At 33.6% G+C, this 16,793-nt stretch carries 18 protein-coding genes; 9 read left to right on the top strand and 9 right to left on the bottom strand.

The window, feature by feature from the left end:
- Window positions 1-24 precede the first annotated feature (24 nt).
- Entirely contained in the window at window positions 25-810 is a 786-nt protein-coding gene (locus JM172_RS09800; protein WP_214482080.1) for an SDR family NAD(P)-dependent oxidoreductase, read from the top strand.
- 201 nt (window positions 811-1,011) lie between these two features.
- Here JM172_RS09800 and JM172_RS09795 read toward each other — a convergent pair whose 3' ends face one another.
- A complete protein-coding gene (locus tag JM172_RS09795; RefSeq protein ID WP_214482078.1) occupies window positions 1,012-2,010 on the bottom strand; it encodes a Gfo/Idh/MocA family protein in 999 nt (332 codons plus the stop codon).
- Between the two features lie 279 nt (window positions 2,011-2,289).
- Here JM172_RS09795 and JM172_RS09790 point away from each other — a divergent pair, with 279 nt between their 5' ends.
- Window positions 2,290-4,053 (top strand): B12-binding domain-containing radical SAM protein, encoded by a 1,764-nt coding sequence (locus tag JM172_RS09790; RefSeq protein ID WP_214482075.1) that lies wholly within the window; start codon window positions 2,290-2,292, stop codon window positions 4,051-4,053.
- Between the two features lie 46 nt (window positions 4,054-4,099).
- Here JM172_RS09790 and JM172_RS09785 read toward each other — a convergent pair whose 3' ends face one another.
- The 3 genes from JM172_RS09785 to JM172_RS09775 are packed head-to-tail and all read right to left on the bottom strand — an operon-like array spanning window position 4,100 to window position 4,617.
- Window positions 4,100-4,264 (bottom strand): hypothetical protein, encoded by a 165-nt coding sequence (locus JM172_RS09785; RefSeq protein ID WP_214482209.1) that lies wholly within the window; start codon window positions 4,262-4,264, stop codon window positions 4,100-4,102.
- Between the two features lie 6 nt (window positions 4,265-4,270).
- Entirely contained in the window at window positions 4,271-4,435 is a 165-nt protein-coding gene (locus JM172_RS09780; protein WP_214482208.1) for a hypothetical protein, read from the bottom strand.
- Between the two features lie 41 nt (window positions 4,436-4,476).
- Window positions 4,477-4,617 (bottom strand): hypothetical protein, encoded by a 141-nt coding sequence (locus tag JM172_RS09775; RefSeq protein ID WP_214482074.1) that lies wholly within the window; start codon window positions 4,615-4,617, stop codon window positions 4,477-4,479.
- Between the two features lie 246 nt (window positions 4,618-4,863).
- Here JM172_RS09775 and JM172_RS09770 point away from each other — a divergent pair, with 246 nt between their 5' ends.
- From JM172_RS09770 to JM172_RS09750, 5 genes are all read left to right on the top strand, one after another.
- The gene (locus JM172_RS09770; protein WP_214482072.1) at window positions 4,864-5,211 is read left to right on the top strand and encodes a DUF3905 domain-containing protein; all 348 of its coding nucleotides are present in this window, start codon (window positions 4,864-4,866) and stop codon (window positions 5,209-5,211) included.
- Between the two features lie 542 nt (window positions 5,212-5,753).
- Window positions 5,754-6,794 (top strand): amino acid ABC transporter substrate-binding protein, encoded by a 1,041-nt coding sequence (locus tag JM172_RS09765; protein ID WP_214482070.1) that lies wholly within the window; start codon window positions 5,754-5,756, stop codon window positions 6,792-6,794.
- Window positions 6,795-6,885: 91 nt separating this feature from the next.
- Window positions 6,886-8,058 carry an amino acid ABC transporter permease gene (locus tag JM172_RS09760; protein WP_214482068.1) on the top strand — a complete coding sequence of 391 codons (1,173 nt, stop codon included), beginning with the start codon at window positions 6,886-6,888 and terminating at the stop codon, window positions 8,056-8,058.
- Between the two features lie 9 nt (window positions 8,059-8,067).
- Window positions 8,068-9,276, top strand: a complete 1,209-nt coding sequence (locus JM172_RS09755; protein ID WP_214482067.1) for an amino acid ABC transporter permease — start codon at window positions 8,068-8,070, stop codon at window positions 9,274-9,276.
- Window positions 9,277-9,288: 12 nt separating this feature from the next.
- A complete protein-coding gene (locus JM172_RS09750) occupies window positions 9,289-10,068 on the top strand; it encodes an amino acid ABC transporter ATP-binding protein (RefSeq protein ID WP_250886597.1) in 780 nt (259 codons plus the stop codon).
- 206 nt (window positions 10,069-10,274) lie between these two features.
- On the opposite strand, the gene JM172_RS09745 is transcribed toward JM172_RS09750, so the two are convergent.
- Window positions 10,275-11,633: a TrkH family potassium uptake protein gene (locus JM172_RS09745; RefSeq protein ID WP_214482066.1), complete on the bottom strand. Its 1,359-nt coding sequence runs from the start codon at window positions 11,631-11,633 to the stop codon at window positions 10,275-10,277.
- A gap of 141 nt (window positions 11,634-11,774) precedes the next feature.
- Here JM172_RS09745 and JM172_RS09740 point away from each other — a divergent pair, with 141 nt between their 5' ends.
- Both JM172_RS09740 and JM172_RS09735 read left to right on the top strand, forming a co-directional pair.
- Window positions 11,775-11,924: a YjcZ family sporulation protein gene (locus tag JM172_RS09740; protein ID WP_250886596.1), complete on the top strand. Its 150-nt coding sequence runs from the start codon at window positions 11,775-11,777 to the stop codon at window positions 11,922-11,924.
- A 705-nt stretch (window positions 11,925-12,629) separates the two neighbouring features.
- Window positions 12,630-12,830 (top strand): alpha/beta-type small acid-soluble spore protein, encoded by a 201-nt coding sequence (locus JM172_RS09735; protein ID WP_214482057.1) that lies wholly within the window; start codon window positions 12,630-12,632, stop codon window positions 12,828-12,830.
- A gap of 102 nt (window positions 12,831-12,932) precedes the next feature.
- Here JM172_RS09735 and JM172_RS09730 read toward each other — a convergent pair whose 3' ends face one another.
- The 4 genes from JM172_RS09730 to JM172_RS09715 all read right to left on the bottom strand — a co-directional run bounded on the left by JM172_RS09730 (window position 12,933) and on the right by JM172_RS09715 (window position 16,789).
- Entirely contained in the window at window positions 12,933-13,439 is a 507-nt protein-coding gene (locus JM172_RS09730) for a ferritin (protein WP_214482056.1), read from the bottom strand.
- Window positions 13,440-13,732: 293 nt separating this feature from the next.
- Window positions 13,733-14,755: an anti-sigma factor domain-containing protein gene (locus JM172_RS09725; protein ID WP_214482054.1), complete on the bottom strand. Its 1,023-nt coding sequence runs from the start codon at window positions 14,753-14,755 to the stop codon at window positions 13,733-13,735.
- A 2-nt stretch (window positions 14,756-14,757) separates the two neighbouring features.
- Window positions 14,758-15,492 carry an RNA polymerase sigma factor SigI gene (gene sigI, locus JM172_RS09720; protein ID WP_214482052.1) on the bottom strand — a complete coding sequence of 245 codons (735 nt, stop codon included), beginning with the start codon at window positions 15,490-15,492 and terminating at the stop codon, window positions 14,758-14,760.
- 424 nt (window positions 15,493-15,916) lie between these two features.
- Window positions 15,917-16,789 carry a DUF5667 domain-containing protein gene (locus JM172_RS09715; protein ID WP_214482051.1) on the bottom strand — a complete coding sequence of 291 codons (873 nt, stop codon included), beginning with the start codon at window positions 16,787-16,789 and terminating at the stop codon, window positions 15,917-15,919.
- Window positions 16,790-16,793 lie beyond the last annotated feature (4 nt).

The raw sequence follows: 16,793 nt of genomic DNA, 5'->3' as shown, positions 1-16,793 counted from the left end.
TGTAAATTAGGAAGGTGCTATTATATGTCTAATAACTTTGTATTAATTACTGGAGCTTCTGGTGGAATTGGCTTTGAATTAGCCCATCTATTTGCTAAAGATAATCATAACGTTCTACTTATCGCGCGAAATGAGCAAAAGTTAAATGATTTAGCAAACGACTTAATGAAAACCTACAATATTAAAGCAAAGGTACTTTCAAAAGACTTATCAAATCCTGAATCGCCACAGCAAATTTTCGATTATTGTGAAAATGAAAAGATTGATGTTGAAGTCCTTGTAAACAACGCTGGATTTGGAAGTTTTGGGTTCTTTGCTGAAACGGATATCAACAAAGAATTGGAATTAATTCAAGTGAACATCACAGCACTTACTTATTTAACTAAACTGTTCTTACCTCAAATGGTCAATAGAAAATCTGGGAAAATATTAAATGTAGCATCAACAGCATCTTTTCAGCCTGGACCATATTTATCTAACTATTCGGCATCAAAAGCATATGTATTATCTCTTTCTGAGGCCATTGCAAATGAAGTAGAAGGTACTGGCGTATCAGTTAGTGTTCTTTGCCCTGGACCAACTGAAACTGGCTTTCAATCTGCTGCCGACATGGATCACTCGAAAAATTTCACTGGTGGCAAAGTGATGGATGTTAAGTCAGTAGCAATAGCAGGATATGAAGGTTTACAGAAGGGCAAGACGGTAATCATACCTGGTTTAATGAACCGTATTATGGCGACATCTGTTAGATTTGGACCTCGCAAACTTATTCCTAAAATTGTTCGACGCATGGTTGAACCAACTAAATAACATGAAGCAAGCTGTCTCAAATTTGAGACAGCTTTTCCTTTTAGATTTTTAGAAAGAACTTAATTTGACAAATAAATATAGGAAATTGACCGATAAAACTAATAATTTGACCCGTAAACACAGGAAATTTTACTGATAAACTTTCAATTTGACCCATAAACATGTAAATTTGACCTATAAATTTGCTCGAGTTCATAAAATTCAGCTTATGTTTACCTTTTCACCCGCTGTTATAGATTGAAAACATGCATCGATGACTTTCATGTTTTTTAGGCTTTGCTCACCGGTATACATAGGTTGCGATTTGTTCAATATACAATTAGAGAAATGTTCTATTTGCAGAACATATTGGTCTGCTTCATAGTACTCTACTCTAGACTCTTCTTGCTCATTTGATACGATTATTTTGCCTACGTTATTATATAAGTTAGGTGTAAATGCCCTCGGTAAAACCAGTTTGCCTTTCGTACCTACCATTTCATAATATGCGCTAAAAGACCTTTCAAAACTACAATCAAAAGAAACCATCACATCGTTTTGTAATTTTAATAGAGCATATGTTGACATATCTACATGATATTCTTCGTGTATATGAGCCTGAGCAAAAACTTCAATAGGTTCCGAATCTAATATGTACTGAATTGTATTGATGCAGTAGCTACCAACATCATACAAGCTCCCCCCTCCCAATTTAGGCACCATACGGATATTACCTTCAAGATCATTTAATGTAAATGAGAAGCTTGAACGCATTAGTTTAATGTCACCAATTTCACCAGATGCTATAATTTCTTTTACTCTTTTATGTTGTGGATGAAATTGATACATAAATGCTTCCATAAAAATGACATTATTCTTCAGACATGCTTGGATGATATCCTTCATCTCCGAAGAATTCAGTGCTGCTGGTTTTTCACATAAAATATGTTTACCGTGTGTAGCAGCCTCCTTTACCCATTCTGCATGTAAACCATTAGGTAGAGGTATGTAAACAGCATCAACATTAGAATCTAATAATAAATCCTGATAGCTTTTATATACATTAGGTATGGATAATGATTCAGCAACACTTTTCACTTGCTCATTTGCGCTAGCAATAGCAACTACTTCAGCATTAGTTGCTTTGTGAATCGCTGGAATAATGGCTGTTTGAGCTATATTTGCAGTACTTAGTATTCCCCATCTAATCTTTCTATGCATTCTCTCATCTCCTAAACTTTTATTTCTATTATAATAGAAAAATTATAAGACTGTATGTGAATTGAATGTTTGTTTTTTTTCCTCTTTAAAGTACAACATATAACACCGTTAAATATTGGTTAGTGTTGCAACAATTGATACGATATGTGCATTAGAAAAAGAAAAAAATATATATAACATAAACTGCTTGTTTTTAGAATGCAATTTTCGGCTAAAATTATGATAGAATAAATCGACGTGTTATTGCTATAGCGAAAGTAAAAGGAGATAAAAAATCTAATGAATGTAGTTTTAAGTACATTAAATGCAAAATATATTCACACAAGCCTATCAATTAGATATTTAAAGGCATATGCTGAACCAGAGTATGATGTACAGCTTGCAGAATATACTATTAAAGACCCAGTAATGAATATCGTGACTGATATATACAGAAAAAAACCAGATGTAGTTGGTTTCAGTTGTTATATATGGAATATAGAAGAAACAATTAAAGTGATAAAAATGCTAAGAAAAATAAACCCAAAGCTTACGATCGTGTTAGGTGGTCCCGAAGTGACATATGATGTAAGTGAATGGTTAGATAAAATTCCTGAAGTTGATTTTATCGTCATCGGCGAAGGTGAAGAAACGTTTAAGCAATTGCTTGACGAACTTAATTATGACAATAATTTCGATAAAATTGATGGGATTGCTTACCGACAAGAAAAACAAAAAGTTATAAAGCGTCCACAAAAAAAGCTTGACCTAAAGTTATTGCCCTCACCTTTTCGTTTCGATGAAGACAGGCTAAGTTTATCCAAGCGTGTAACCTATATTGAAACAAGCCGTGGCTGCCCTTTTAGTTGCCAATTTTGTCTCTCATCAATAGAAGTTGGGGTACGTTATTTTGATCGGGAAAAGGTAAAAGATGATATTCGTTATTTAATGGATAACGGTGCTAGAACAATAAAGTTTGTCGATCGAACCTTTAATATAAGTAGAAGTTATGCGATGGAGATGTTCAGGTTTTTAATTGATGAGCATAAGCCAGGTACCGTGTTCCAATTTGAGATTACTGCTGACATTATGCGTCCTGAAGTCATTGAGTTTTTGAATCAAGAAGCACCACCTGGATTGTTCAGATTCGAAATAGGTGTTCAGTCAACAAATGATGCAACAAACGAGCTTGTCATGCGCAAGCAAAATTTCGAAAAACTGACACGTACTGTGACGATGGTTAAGGAGGGTGGTAAGATTGACCAGCACCTTGATCTAATTGCCGGCCTACCAGAAGAAAACTATGGATCATTCCGTAAGACTTTTAATGATGTTTTTGCTATGCGACCTGAAGAACTACAACTTGGCTTTTTGAAAATGCTACGAGGAACAGGTCTTCGACTAACAGCAAAGGACCACGGATATAAATATATGGACACTTCACCATATGAAATTCTGGAGAATGATATCTTACCTTTCGACGACATTATGCGTATTAAACAAGTTGAAGACGTGTTAGAAAAATATTGGAATGACCATAGAATGGATCAAACGATTGAATTCCTTGTATCTAATAGCTATCCAACTCCATTTGACTTCTTTCAATTATTCGGTACGTATTGGGATGAACAAGGTTGGATAAGAATTGGACATCAATTGGAAGATTTATTTAAAAGGTTATATCAATTTTTGCACGAAACAAATGTAAAAGATTTGGACATCATTTCAGGATTAATGAAATACGATTACTTACGTAAGCAAAAGCATAAACCGCGTAAACCGTGGTGGAATGATTCATTAGAAAAACCAACTAGAGCAGCATATTATCGTGATATTGTTAACAACCCTCACGTTTTCGGACGTCAATTTACACATTTACAACTTAGTGAAAAAGATATACACAAGCACACCTTCATTGAAGAGCTTAGTTTTAATCTTTCACACTATTTGTTATCAGAAAAAATTGTTCATGAGCAAACATTGTTATTAGTATATTTTGATCCATCGACAAACAAGACAAGTTACTTTACATCAACAATAGATAATATAACTAACACCAAATAATTTAACATAAGGTGGAGATGTCCCTCCACCTTTGAATAACAAGTTGCTACTCTTTGTCACAGTTCTTGTTTTTCGACTCAAGTTCCCCTTCATAGGGCTTCATTGCATTATAATCCCCTAGCTCCCCACCAAACTCTTCACGTAATAAATCTTTAGACATCTTATGGTTTTGATCACCAGCGTGCTGTTTTTTTTGCATTCTTTTTCCCATGGAACTTTACTCCTCCTCTTGTCTTTGCTGATAACCTTTTTTAGAGTTTCTATTGGCCCCTTTTATTGGTTCCTCATAGTCAGCTTCAGCTGAAAACTCAGTATCAGGTAGACTTTCCTTTGGTGTAAAATTATTATTTCTTGCTGCATTATATTTTACTTTTCGTTTCATAACTATTCCTCCACATATACGCAAAGATTGAACTGCTTTTATTACTTCATGTTGATGATATTTTTATATGCAATTAAAACGATTTCTTCGCCTTTTTCAGCTCTAAGCTCTTTTTCTACTTGCTGAACCTTCGTTAAATCTTCACTGTCAAGTTGAGCAATCGCAAAAGTCTCATCCTTCATATTTTCACCTACCTGTACTCTTTAAATGATATGCTTCACCTTTTATCTTGTTCGAACGACCAAAAGGTATGCATGATAATTGAATTGTTCGCTCATAATAGCTCTAAAGGAGTATACTCTTTCAAGAAAACTAGACCATATTTTGAAGCTTCATTTCAAGTAATTGGAATAAAATGCATATGAAGCACAAAAGCACATAAAAAACATTAATTCAAAGTTTAGTGACTTAGTGAGGTGTTAACATAAATGACTAAGAAAAATGAAAAGGAATCATCATCAATATTTGATGAAACTATGCCTCATCAAATAAATGCTCCAAACTTCAAAGGAACTGGCGAAAAATTGCAAGAACCATTTGTTAATAAGAATGGTGTAGTTATTGGGGATAGCCTGTATAATTCTCCAAACTCACCATTAAATCAATGGACTGACGATATCGACCCTGCCATAATGGCAGGCGATGACTGGGTACATCCTACTAATGATATAGGATGGAATACACCAGAAAATAGAGAATTAATTGAAGAAAAAAAGAAGCCAAATGGTGCACCTTTCATGCACCCAACAGAAGATGTCAGTTATGGTACAGATTAATTAGCTGGTATAAGTCGCTAAGGGGGATATTTTATATCATTGAACTATACTTATTGGGAGTATTTCACAAATGATATTTATGATTTTCGCCCCTTTAGCTACTGTTAGCTTATTCGTTAAATTATTGTTATATACTATTCAAAATGTTTGATTACAGGAATTTTATAAGGATAAATAGAAAATATCTCAAGATACCTTTATACAGAAATGTATTTATTTTCTTCTCCTAGTATAATTATTTTCAACTCGTATTATTTAACACTGTCACCTATATAACTTTTTCTTATTCTATAAGTAAATTCTTCACACCACCTTCTTAATGAAAAATCCATCTGTTATTTTCTACCTAATTAAATATACATCCTTCCTATTATTAAACAGCATTACTCTTAATAACTATAAAAGTTTCTGAAAATATTGAAATATAATAAAAATTATATTATATTAAGATTATCAACTTTATTACTATTCAATATTTTCGGTTAATTAATACGATTGAACTAGTTAATATTGTTGAAAAAAGATACATAAGGGGGAAAAAAATGAAAAAAAGATTTGGTATCTTCACAGTGTTTCTTTTATTAGTAGTTGGAATTATTGCTGGGTGCTCGGACGATGCATCAAGTGAAGAATCAAAATCAATACTTGATACAGTAAAAGACAGAGGAAAATTAGTTGCCGGGGTTAACGGAGAGTTACCTGGATTTGGGTTTGTAGGTACTGATGGTCAATATTCAGGCTTTGATGTTGACTTTGCTAAAGCAATTGCTGTAGCAGTTTTAGGGGATGCAAACGCGATTGAATTTCGCCCATTAACATCAGAGGAACGTTTCACAGCTGTCCAAACAGGTGAAGTTGATGTATTAGTTCGTAATACAACTTGGACGACAAACCGTGATTCAGAGGTTGGATTAAACTTTGCTCCAGTAACATTTTACGATGGTCAAGGTATTATCGTTCGTAAAGATAGTGGAATTAAAAGTTTAGAAGATTTACAAGGTGCTCGTATTTCCGTGGAACAAGGAACGACTACTGAGCTAAACTTAGCAGATGTGTTAGATGCAAATGGAATTGAATACGAGTCAATCGTTTTCGATACGCAAGATGCAGCTGTCCAAGCATACGAGGAAGGAACTGCTGACGCATACACTACTGATAAATCCGGATTAATCGCACGACAAGCAAACATGGCAAATCCTGACGAACACATCATTATAGATGAGACTTTATCAAAAGAACCGTTAGCTCCTGCTGTAATCGGTGGTGATGATACGTGGTTTGATATTGTAAAGTGGGTCACATTTGCAACGATGCGTGCTGAAGAATTAGGTGTTACTTCTGAAAATGTTGATGAAATGCTTAATAGTAATAACCCAGAAATACAACGTCTATTAGGTGCAGGTGAAAATAATTTAGGACAGCAGTTAAATCTTGACAATGATTTTGCTTACAAAGTAATTAAAGAAGTAGGAAATTACGGTGAGATTTTCGAACGTAATTTAGGTTCAGTTTTCGGATTAGAGCGCGGAATAAATGATATGTATACAAACGGTGGATTAATGTACTCCCCTCCGTTCCGCTAATTGCTGGTTTTGCAATACATTGATAATGAACGAAAAGGTCTGCTTACTATTGATTATATAATGCAGACCTTTTCCATTGTGAGGTGGATATATGAAAAAGGAAATGTCAGTTTCAACTCCATTTTGGCGTGACAAAAGAATAATTCCAATATTATTACAGCTTATTTTTGTTTTCATTGTTGCCTTATTTGGAGCATATTTTATTATTAATGCAATCAATGGGCTTGAAAAGATTGGTATTGCCTTTGGCTTCTCCTTTCTTGGGCAACGGGCAGGATTTGGGATAACCGACTCTTTAATTGAATATTCATCATCTGATACTTATGGACGAGCTTTGTTTGTTGGTATTTTAAACACATTGAAAGTTGCGTTATTCGGTATCATCTTTGCAACGATCATTGGGATTATTGCAGGTATTTCAAGGCTATCTTCTAACTGGCTCGTAAGTAAGCTTTCAAGCATTTATATTGAAATCTTTCGAAATACACCTTTATTAGTACAATTATTTATTTGGTATTATGCTGTATTACTTCAATTACCATTAATTGATGATGTTAAAACAAGTAGTTCATTTATATTTACTAATCGTGGTGTTGCTATTCCATGGTTTCAGCAAAACTCTGGCTCACTCGTTTGGACAATCCTTCTGTTAATAGGTATTATACTTTCAATTATCATGTGGCGCGTTCAACTAAAGCGACAAATTGATTTAGGTAAACGAACTTACCCTTTCATTTGGGGAACAGGTGCAATTATACTAGCGATTGTAGTATCGTTAATTGTTACACAGCAGGCTCCATTCGATATTTCAAACCCTTCAATTGAAGGTAGAGGATTTACTGGTGGTAGTCTACTAAGACCTGAGTTTCTTGCACTACTTTTGGCATTAAGTGTTTATACTTCTACTTATATTGCAGAAATTGTTCGAGCTGGTATTTTAGGTGTCAAGCAAGGACAAAAAGAAGCTGCTAATGCACTTGGTTTAAAGCCGTCTACGACGATGCGTCTAGTTGTCTTTCCACAAGCAATTAGAATAATTATCCCTCCTGTTACAAGCCAATATCTGAACTTAATAAAGAACTCAAGTTTAGGTGTCGCAATTGCATACCAAGAAATTGTGAGCGTAGGGAAAACTACACTTGGACAAAATTCACGTGCAATTGAGGTTGTCCTTATTTGGATAGCTGTATATTTACTTATCAATTTAATTACAGCATTAATTATGAATATATTTAACAAAAAAGCACAAATTGTTGAAAGGTAGGTGGTAGCGATGGGAAATATCGGTGTTGAAAAACACGAACCGAAACAAATTGACATTAATTCAGATACACAACCTAACCGTTTTTTGCAATGGCTTAAGGCAAACCTTTTTAGTAGCTGGTTAAACACAGCGTTAACAATTTTATCTATCGTTATTGCCTATTTTATTATTAAAGGTTCAGTATATTGGATATTTGTCACTGCAGAGTGGCGGGTTGTGGCAGATAACTTTAAGCTGTTTGTTGTCGGACAATATCCGATCGACCAACTTTGGAGAGTCTGGATATTATTAACATATGTATCTATTATGTTAGGTTTTTCATGGGGAATATGGAAAAGTATTGTAAAACCTATCGCATTGACGATTGGTATCGTTATGCTAGTTGTTGGGTGTTTACCATTTGTTGAAGGTATGACAAGAATATGGTTAGGTATAAACATCGTTATCCTTATTGCAACTTATTTTGTAGGAGCAAAATTTAATAAACTAAAAACATTAACCTTAACTGGTTGGTTCTTATTGTTCCCAGTCTCTATCTTCTTATTATCTGGATTTGGTATTTTACCTGAGGTTAGTACGAGTGTCTGGGGTGGATTTTTATTAACACTATTAATTGCATTAGTTGCAATTGTTATATCCTTCCCTATTGGAGTATTACTTGCTTTAGGAAGACGTAGTACACTTCCAATTGTAAAATGGTTTAGCATTTTATTTATTGAACTCGTACGTGGAATTCCATTAATTACATTACTATTTATTTCTCAATTGATGGTTCCATTGTTTTTAGGTGATGGTATAGAAATAGATAATGTGCTACGTGCTATGATAGGGTTTATTATGTTCTCAGCAGCTTACTTAGCAGAAAATGTTCGTGGTGGACTTCAAGCAATCCCACGTGGACAATTTGAAGCAGCTCAGGCATTGGGATTAAATAAGACTTTGATGACTAGTTTTATCATTTTACCACAAGCATTAAAAATCGTTATTCCACCGATTGTCGGTTTGTATATAGGTATTTTTAAGGATACAGTGCTAGTAACGATTGTTGGGTTATCCGATTTGTTAGGTATATCCAAAAAAATAATAGCAAATCCACAATATTTAGGGACACATATGACAGCTTACGTCTTTGTTGCATTGGTCTTTCTCATTTTCTGTTATTTAATGTCTTACGTAAGTAGAAAGCTAGAGGCATCCCTCTCAGTTGGGAAACGATAGGAGGTATATTTAATGGGTAGTATTTTTGCTGTTGAAAAATTAACAACACCACTTGAAGAACGAGAAGATATTATAACTGTTAATAATTTAGATAAATGGTTTGGAAAGCTTCATGTGCTAAAAAACGTAGATATGAATGTGAAAGAAGGAGAAGTTGTCGTTATACTCGGACCTTCCGGATCAGGTAAATCAACCTTTATTCGAACAATCAATGCTTTGGAAGAATTTCAAAATGGTGAGATTGTTGTCGACGGAATTAGTTTAACAAATGATGTGAAGAACATTGAGGAAATTCGTAAAGAAACAGGAATGGTATTCCAACAGTTTAACCTATTCCCTCATATGACAATTTTGAAAAATATAACATTAGCCCCTATTTGGGTTCGTCGATGGAAAAAGGAAAAAGCAGAAAAAATTGCTCATGAACTCCTTGAACGTGTTGGAATTCCTGAGCAGGCTGACAAATATCCAGGACAGCTTTCCGGTGGACAGCAGCAGCGTGTGGCGATTGCTCGAGCACTAGCTATGCAACCAAAAATAATGCTATTTGATGAGCCAACATCAGCCCTTGATCCAGAAATGGTTCGTGAAGTGCTTGATGTTATGAAAACATTAGCAGAATCTGGTATGACAATGCTCGTCGTTACCCATGAAATGAATTTCGCAAGAGAAGTTGCAGATCGTATCGTCTTGTTTGACCATGGTGAAATTGTTGAGACTGGTACTCCTGAAGAACTATTTGACAATCCTCAACATGAGCGAACAAAAGCATTCTTATCTCAAATTTTATAACATAATCATTAAAATAAAAAAGTACCTCGCCTATCTACGAATCGCATTGGGGTCATATATATCTCTTGAAGTTACGGTTTTACCTTCAAGAGATATATCGAAGTGACCAGGAGGGGGCGCTAGGTGCTTAAACTAACAAATCCATATAACACAACAAAGCCTGACCAATATAAAGGTCAGGCTTTGCAATGTCTTCATGTGTGTAATTATCCAATAATAACCCGCTCTTTCGGAAAATGATAATTCGGCTCTTTTGACCGTTTTCCTATTAAAAAGAGGAATGTTAACAACCCAATTCTTCCTATAAACATTAACAAAATGATGATTATTTTACCTATCACACTTAACCCTGGTGTTATCCCCATTGATAGACCAGTTGTTCCGAATGCAGAGCTCACTTCAAAAATAATCTCTGTTAATGTGAAAGGCTCGGTTAAAGTTAATATAACAATTGCTAGTGAAAACATCATAAATGCCATCATTGTAACTACCAATGATTTAACCACATCTTCCTCATGAAGCTCTCTTTTAAATACTTTAACTGTTTTACGACCTTTAGCAAAATGGAATAAGAATAACAAATTTAACGCAAAGGTTGTCGTTCTAATACCTCCACCTACTGAGCTCGGAGAAGCTCCGATAAACATAAGAGCACACATAACTAACAAGGTAGGCTCAGTAAACTCACTAACGTTCATCGTCGATAAACCGCCACTCCGCGTTGTGACCGACTGGAATAGAGCATAGAAAAAAGATTCATGCCATGATTTATCAGCGAAGAAATGATTAAATTCAAATAACAAAATGATAAGTGTACCAAAAATTAATAAGCTAAAATAAGTTATTGTTGTGATTTTTGTAAAAAGTGAGAAGCGATAGCTCTGTCCATTCTCCCTTTTGTTTAATAAATAATCTTTGACTTCAATAAGTACTGGAAACCCTATCGCTCCTAAAGTAATTAAGATAATCGTAATAAATTGTACGAAATAATCCTTAGCGAACGGAACGAGTGATTGTCCAGTAATATCAAATCCACCATTTGTTGTCGCACTAACTGCTGCAAATAAACCGTGTAAATATGCCTCCTGCCAAGTTGGATAATACTTCAAAAAGTATGTTCCTAAAATAACAGCACCGATGAGTTCAATAATAATAATGAGCCAAAGGATTTGCTTCATTAACATGACTAATCCAGATAAATTTGACTGATTATGATCGGTCATAATTAATCGACGTTGCCTCAAACCAATCTTTTTACCGATTAAAACATAAATGAATGTCCCTAAGGTCATAATGCCAATACCACCAACTTGTAGCATTAACAAAAGGATAAACACACCTGTAGTGCTGAATGTATCTGCGGTTGACACAACAGTTAATCCTGTAACACTTACTGCACTAACTGCTGTAAATAATGCATCCAAAAAAGATAGTTCAATACCTGGTTTATGCGCAACAGGTAAACTGATTAAAAATGTTGATATTGAAACTGCTAAAAAATAATAACTGACAATAATTTGAAAAGGTGTTAAGCCACTTATGCGTTCACGAAATTTTTTCAACATTAATTCTTCATTCCCTCATTCATTACATATACACATAATCATATCATAAAAAAATATCGTTGTTACATGAAAAATGGATGTATTCATTAAGTATAAACGTACAATCAATTTACCACATTTTTAATAAAGTATTAATATACAATGAAAGGAGGAATGGTATTTATGAGTGATGGGTTTGGATCTATCTTTGCTTTGGTTATCGTTTTATTCGTGCTGTTAATCATTATCGGTTGTGCTTGTGTAAGACCACCAGCTCCTGTGCTTCCTGCACGAAGATGTCCATTATGCTAGAACGACAAGCATTAATCTGCAATTAGGCAATTTACCACCTTCTTTGCGGCATGAACAAAACTACCATTCTTTTTAGTTGCTTAAGAGAGGGGGGCAAACTCCTCTCTTTTTATTATGCGTTTTTCCACCTTTATCGTTACAAAGAGATAAACATAAAACGAATAACAAGATCATCTTTTGCATCTGCTCTTCTCTAGAGACTATAGCAGGCTATAGTCCCATTGTTCTTATTCGTATTAATGCACACAGATGTCTATAGTTTTATGACATTTTTTCTAGAAAATGATGCTAATCACAAAAGACTTCGTTTTGATGTATTAATTTTATAAAAAACAACGTGATATAAAAAAAGAGCCATATATAACGTACCTAACTGTAAATTAGCTAAACGAGTTTTAAGATATTGTAACGTTTTATCGGGAATTGCAACAAATATCCTTTTTAAGCACCATCACTTTTACCTCCGAGCATAACTTTTGCTAAAATAAATACACTAAAAAATTATAATCGTTGAACAGATGTTTTTATGATGTTACACATAGCTCCTAACATACATATTTTTTTGTTCTTCCAAATATTTATTGCCTGTTGAAAAGATATTTATTTCGTTCTACCGCATAAAATTTTTAGAACGTTTAACACTATAATTAATAAGAATATTTCATTCTTATGATGTTTTACACATAAACAAGGAGATGATTTAAAATGGGGCGTAGTAGTAATAAATTACTTGTGCCTGGTATAGAACAGGCGTTAGATCAAATAAAATTTGAAATAGCTCAAGAATTTGGCGTGAATTTAAGTCCAGATAGTGCTTCACGAGCGAACGGGTCTGTAGGTGGAGAAATCACGAAAAGACTCGTCACTCAAGCTCAGCATCATATTAACGGGCAGTTTCCAAAATAATTAGGTGAGGGTTACCCTAATACAAAATTTAATACTAAATGGATAAAACCGAGTGATATTATCACTCGGTTAAATTTCATACAGACTTATGTATTAACTGTGTTATTCAGATTCTGGTGAAAAAGAGCGGCCAGCAAATTCATTATCTAACATAAAGATAGCATTGCTGTCATTTTCAATACGCTTTAATTTTTGAATAATACTATCAAATAAATCCTCTTCTTCAACTTGCTCTTCGATAAACCATTTCAAAAAATTAATCGTTGCATGTTCACGCTCATCCAATGCAATGTCTGATAATTGGTATATACGCTTGGTAACTTCTTTTTCATGGCTTAACGCTTTTTCATAAGCGTCCAACAGGGATGAAAATTCATTATTTGGTTCAGGAAAACCGATAATTGTTGCACGTTCACCTAAAGCATTAATAAAGTTATAAAATTTCATCGCATGAAAACGTTCTTCCTCTGCTTGGACTAAAAAGAAGTTCGCAAAACCATCAAAGCTTTCAGACGAACAGTATGCTGCCATTGCCATATATGCATGTGCAGAATAAAATTCAAAATTCATTTGTTCATTTAAACCTTCAAGTAATTTTTTACTTATCATTGTATACTCTCCTTCATTGCTATGTTTTCCCTATTTATTATAGCACTTTTACGTAGAGTATTCATAAAATGAGTACAACCATTAAGTAAATTTGAACATGTGTAAAATCTATTCCACCTGTTTGTAAGGTCTAACAAGATAGAATTCTAATTTCTATAATTTAAACAAACATTAAACAACATCACTAATCTTGTGGAAATTACTTTTTTATTTAATTATTCCTCATTAGTTAGTAAAAAATTTGTTCTTCTATTCCTTGTGTTCACCTTATTCTTTTTATTGTCATGATCTCTTTAATCTTCTTTATCCTTTATGTTCTCTTGGTCCCTTTTATCTTTTTTGTCTTTTTGGTTCTCATGATCCCTTTTATCTTTTTTATCCTTTATGTTCTCTTGGTCCCTTTTATCTTTTTTATCCTTTATGTTCTCTTGGTCCCTTTTATCTTTTTTATCCTTTTTGCTCTCATCGTCCCTTTTATCTTTTATGACCTTTTTGTTTTCATGATCCCTTTTATCTTTTTTATCCTTTGCTTCTTTCTTTTCTCTTTGATTTTCTAACTTAATAATGCTTTCGTTTTTTAAGTGATTAGAGGATGTTTTAGCATCCTCACCTTCCTTATGCTCTTTATCTCTATTTTCAACTTCTTCAATTAAGTATTTACCAGTAGAGATACCCTGTTCCTCTGCTTTCTTACGTGTATTTTCATCACTTTTAACAGAAGTAACATGAATAGTATCCTTTTCTAATGTTTCAGATATTATCACAATTTTTTCTTCTAATTTTTTTTCAATATCTTTTGTTGTAGATCCTTGATGTATTTGTACCGTTGTGATAAGTAGATTACTACCTTCAATTAAATATCCATACTTCTTGCTTTCATCAATGATAGAATTTGTGACAAACGTAATATCTTGTTTTTCCCAATCTGATAAATTCTCAATAATTCTTTCACCCTCGGTGTTAAGTGCTGTTACACTTAAAACCTCTAGCTTATTATTTATAGATAATTCTATACTCGGGTTAATATCAATAGACATATAAGCAAATACCTTATTTGGTGTATAAAATGGTAAAACAGAAATGATAACTAATAGAGTGGCTATTGTGCTAACAAGTGCAAGCTTCCATTTATCAATTCGTGAAATGTTTAACAAAAATGAATAACTTCTTTTCCCCTCACGAAAGGGCGGAAATATGATCTCTTGACCAATATCATATTGTTGTTCTAGCAGCTTATTTGTCCGTAAAAATTCTCCTTCATCTGTTAATACTGTAACAAATTTACTGCTTATTTCCATAATGACCCCCTTTTTCAATTTTAGATCACCTCCTTCAAATATTCTTTAAGAAACAAGTAATCACCAGTGAGAATGACCGAAATGGCAATTATATATTTGCGGTTTCTCTCTATCGTTTTTCGGCTCACTTTTACTTGTTTTTCTAATTGTTTTATTGGTAACTGTTTCTTTGCCAACAGACTAGCTCGAAGCTCTTCATGATCAACAAGAATCTTCGCTACTGTAATGGCATTTTGTCTAGCATCGGCATGCTTTGGTGATTGATTTACTAAATCTTGAAATGTTAAGCCAAATGTTTTAAGATCCTGCTTATATTGCTCAATCTCTTCTTTTCGTCGTTCTTGTTCAACTTGTTTGCCATATTCTTCGAAGGATAGATGTGACTCTAGTGTTTGAGGACGTACATCGTTTTCACGTTCATGTAAATCATATGGTATTGATCGGTTACGTGCTTGTTTCCGAATGTAATCTATGACTCTCCTCTTAATAATTAACTCAGCGAAAGCTAAAAAAGAACGACCTTTTTCTCTTTCAAATTTTTCAATTGCGTCATTGAATGCAATAAGACCAATGCTAAACTCATCATCTGTTTCATCAATATATCGTTTACATACAGAGGAGACAGTCTTGGCAATAAAAGGATGATATTTTTTTATAATCTTGTAATGTAGTTGACTGTTACCGTTTTGGATTTCTCCAATTATTGCTTCTAATGATTTTTCTTTCTTGCCAATTTTAAACAACAGACTGAGCACCGATTACACCCCTCTTCCTAATATGAAGTTCGGTAGCTCTGATTTTTTTATAGGGGTAGAAAATAGAAAAATAGTCATTTTTTTTGACTATTTTTTTTCATACCACTATATTCATCTAACTTATATAATCTACAACACTTTTATTATAACAATATGGTATGTTCAGCAACATAAGTCACTAACAATTACTATATATTACCTAAGTAGAATCAAGAAAAAAGCACTCAATTATATTGAGTGCCTTAATAACTTGACAATTGTTAACAATATTTCTAGTTATCATTGTAGGATATGTATTTTCCTCGCTTAGTGTTGGTAGCACTTTGTGTTAACACGGATAATTATATCACGTATTATTAATGAAATGGTTACGAAATGATTACAATACATCAATTACATGATTTACTATCTTTTCACTGTTGTTCTATTTTTTGCTTTTTTCCTCTTTCCTTAGTTCCTTCTCTTTTTTTTTCTGTTCTTTTTTCATCTCATGTGCTTTTTTCTTCTGTTCTTTCTCTAATTCTTTCTGATCTTTGTGATTTTGCTTCTTGTTCTTGTCATGTTTTTGATCCTGAACATCATTTTCAATATCTTCATACAACTCATTCATTATTAGTTCTATATCATTTTCAATATTTTTTTGTTCTTCTTGTAATGCTCCAAGTTTTGTCATCTTGTCGCCAATCCGTTTGTAACTTTTTTCAATATTTTTCTTTAGTGCTTCTTGTGCATTATTATTTCCAACTTTCTCTAATGCAGCAGTTAAAGATATAATATTTTGTGCGAGTTGTGTTTTAATAACCGTCAATTCATCTTGTTGTTCTTCGCTACTATCTCCATTATTATCTATTTTAGGTTGACTTATATCTCCATAAATATCGTTACTACTATCTTCGTCACTAGGACTCTTTGCTTCTGCATCCTCTCTATCTTCAATTATACCTTCAGAATCATCTATGAGCTTTGTAGCCTTAAGGATCAATTCCTCAGCTAAATCATTGTCACCATTAGCGATTAACTTCTCGGCTTCTAACAATCTTTCAGATGAAAACCGTGCTAATAACTCAGCATCGTGCATATCATCAAACGAAATTGCAAGCTGTATTTTTTCAAGTGTAATTTTGACAAAATACCAAAAGTCTCCTGGTATTGAATTTGGATCTTCATTGTTAGTGTTTAAGCTTGTAGTGCTATCAATGTCGGTATTATTTTCATTTGCATGTGCAATAGTACCTGCTACCCCTATTACTCCTACTAGAGCACATGCAATCATGCCATTTCTTAAAACTTTTATCAAAAAC

Source organism: Bacillus sp. SM2101, from assembly GCF_018588585.1.
Classification (GTDB): Bacteria; Bacillota; Bacilli; order Bacillales; family SM2101; genus Nanhaiella; species Nanhaiella sioensis.
Note: the sequence above shows the minus strand (reverse complement) of the source record. Positions and strands in the feature narration are given on the sequence as shown.

Excerpts from the sequence above, each read along its gene's own strand:
- JM172_RS09790 (WP_214482075.1), top strand. The coding sequence starts at position 2,290 with ATGAATGTAGTTTTAAGTACATTAAATGCAAAATATATTCACACAAGC.
- JM172_RS09800 (WP_214482080.1), top strand. The coding sequence starts at position 25 with ATGTCTAATAACTTTGTATTAATTACTGGAGCTTCTGGTGGAATTGGC.
- JM172_RS09795 (WP_214482078.1), bottom strand. The coding sequence starts at position 2,010 with ATGCATAGAAAGATTAGATGGGGAATACTAAGTACTGCAAATATAGCT.
- JM172_RS09750 (WP_250886597.1), top strand. The coding sequence starts at position 9,289 with ATGGGTAGTATTTTTGCTGTTGAAAAATTAACAACACCACTTGAAGAA.
- JM172_RS09755 (WP_214482067.1), top strand. The coding sequence starts at position 8,068 with ATGGGAAATATCGGTGTTGAAAAACACGAACCGAAACAAATTGACATT.
- JM172_RS09730 (WP_214482056.1), bottom strand. The coding sequence starts at position 13,439 with ATGATAAGTAAAAAATTACTTGAAGGTTTAAATGAACAAATGAATTTT.
- JM172_RS09765 (WP_214482070.1), top strand. The coding sequence starts at position 5,754 with ATGAAAAAAAGATTTGGTATCTTCACAGTGTTTCTTTTATTAGTAGTT.
- JM172_RS09740 (WP_250886596.1), top strand. The coding sequence starts at position 11,775 with ATGAAAGGAGGAATGGTATTTATGAGTGATGGGTTTGGATCTATCTTT.
- JM172_RS09780 (WP_214482208.1), bottom strand. The coding sequence starts at position 4,435 with ATGAAACGAAAAGTAAAATATAATGCAGCAAGAAATAATAATTTTACA.
- JM172_RS09775 (WP_214482074.1), bottom strand. The coding sequence starts at position 4,617 with ATGAAGGATGAGACTTTTGCGATTGCTCAACTTGACAGTGAAGATTTA.
- JM172_RS09785 (WP_214482209.1), bottom strand. The coding sequence starts at position 4,264 with ATGGGAAAAAGAATGCAAAAAAAACAGCACGCTGGTGATCAAAACCAT.
- JM172_RS09745 (WP_214482066.1), bottom strand. The coding sequence starts at position 11,633 with ATGTTGAAAAAATTTCGTGAACGCATAAGTGGCTTAACACCTTTTCAA.
- JM172_RS09735 (WP_214482057.1), top strand. The coding sequence starts at position 12,630 with ATGGGGCGTAGTAGTAATAAATTACTTGTGCCTGGTATAGAACAGGCG.
- JM172_RS09760 (WP_214482068.1), top strand. The coding sequence starts at position 6,886 with ATGAAAAAGGAAATGTCAGTTTCAACTCCATTTTGGCGTGACAAAAGA.
- JM172_RS09770 (WP_214482072.1), top strand. The coding sequence starts at position 4,864 with ATGACTAAGAAAAATGAAAAGGAATCATCATCAATATTTGATGAAACT.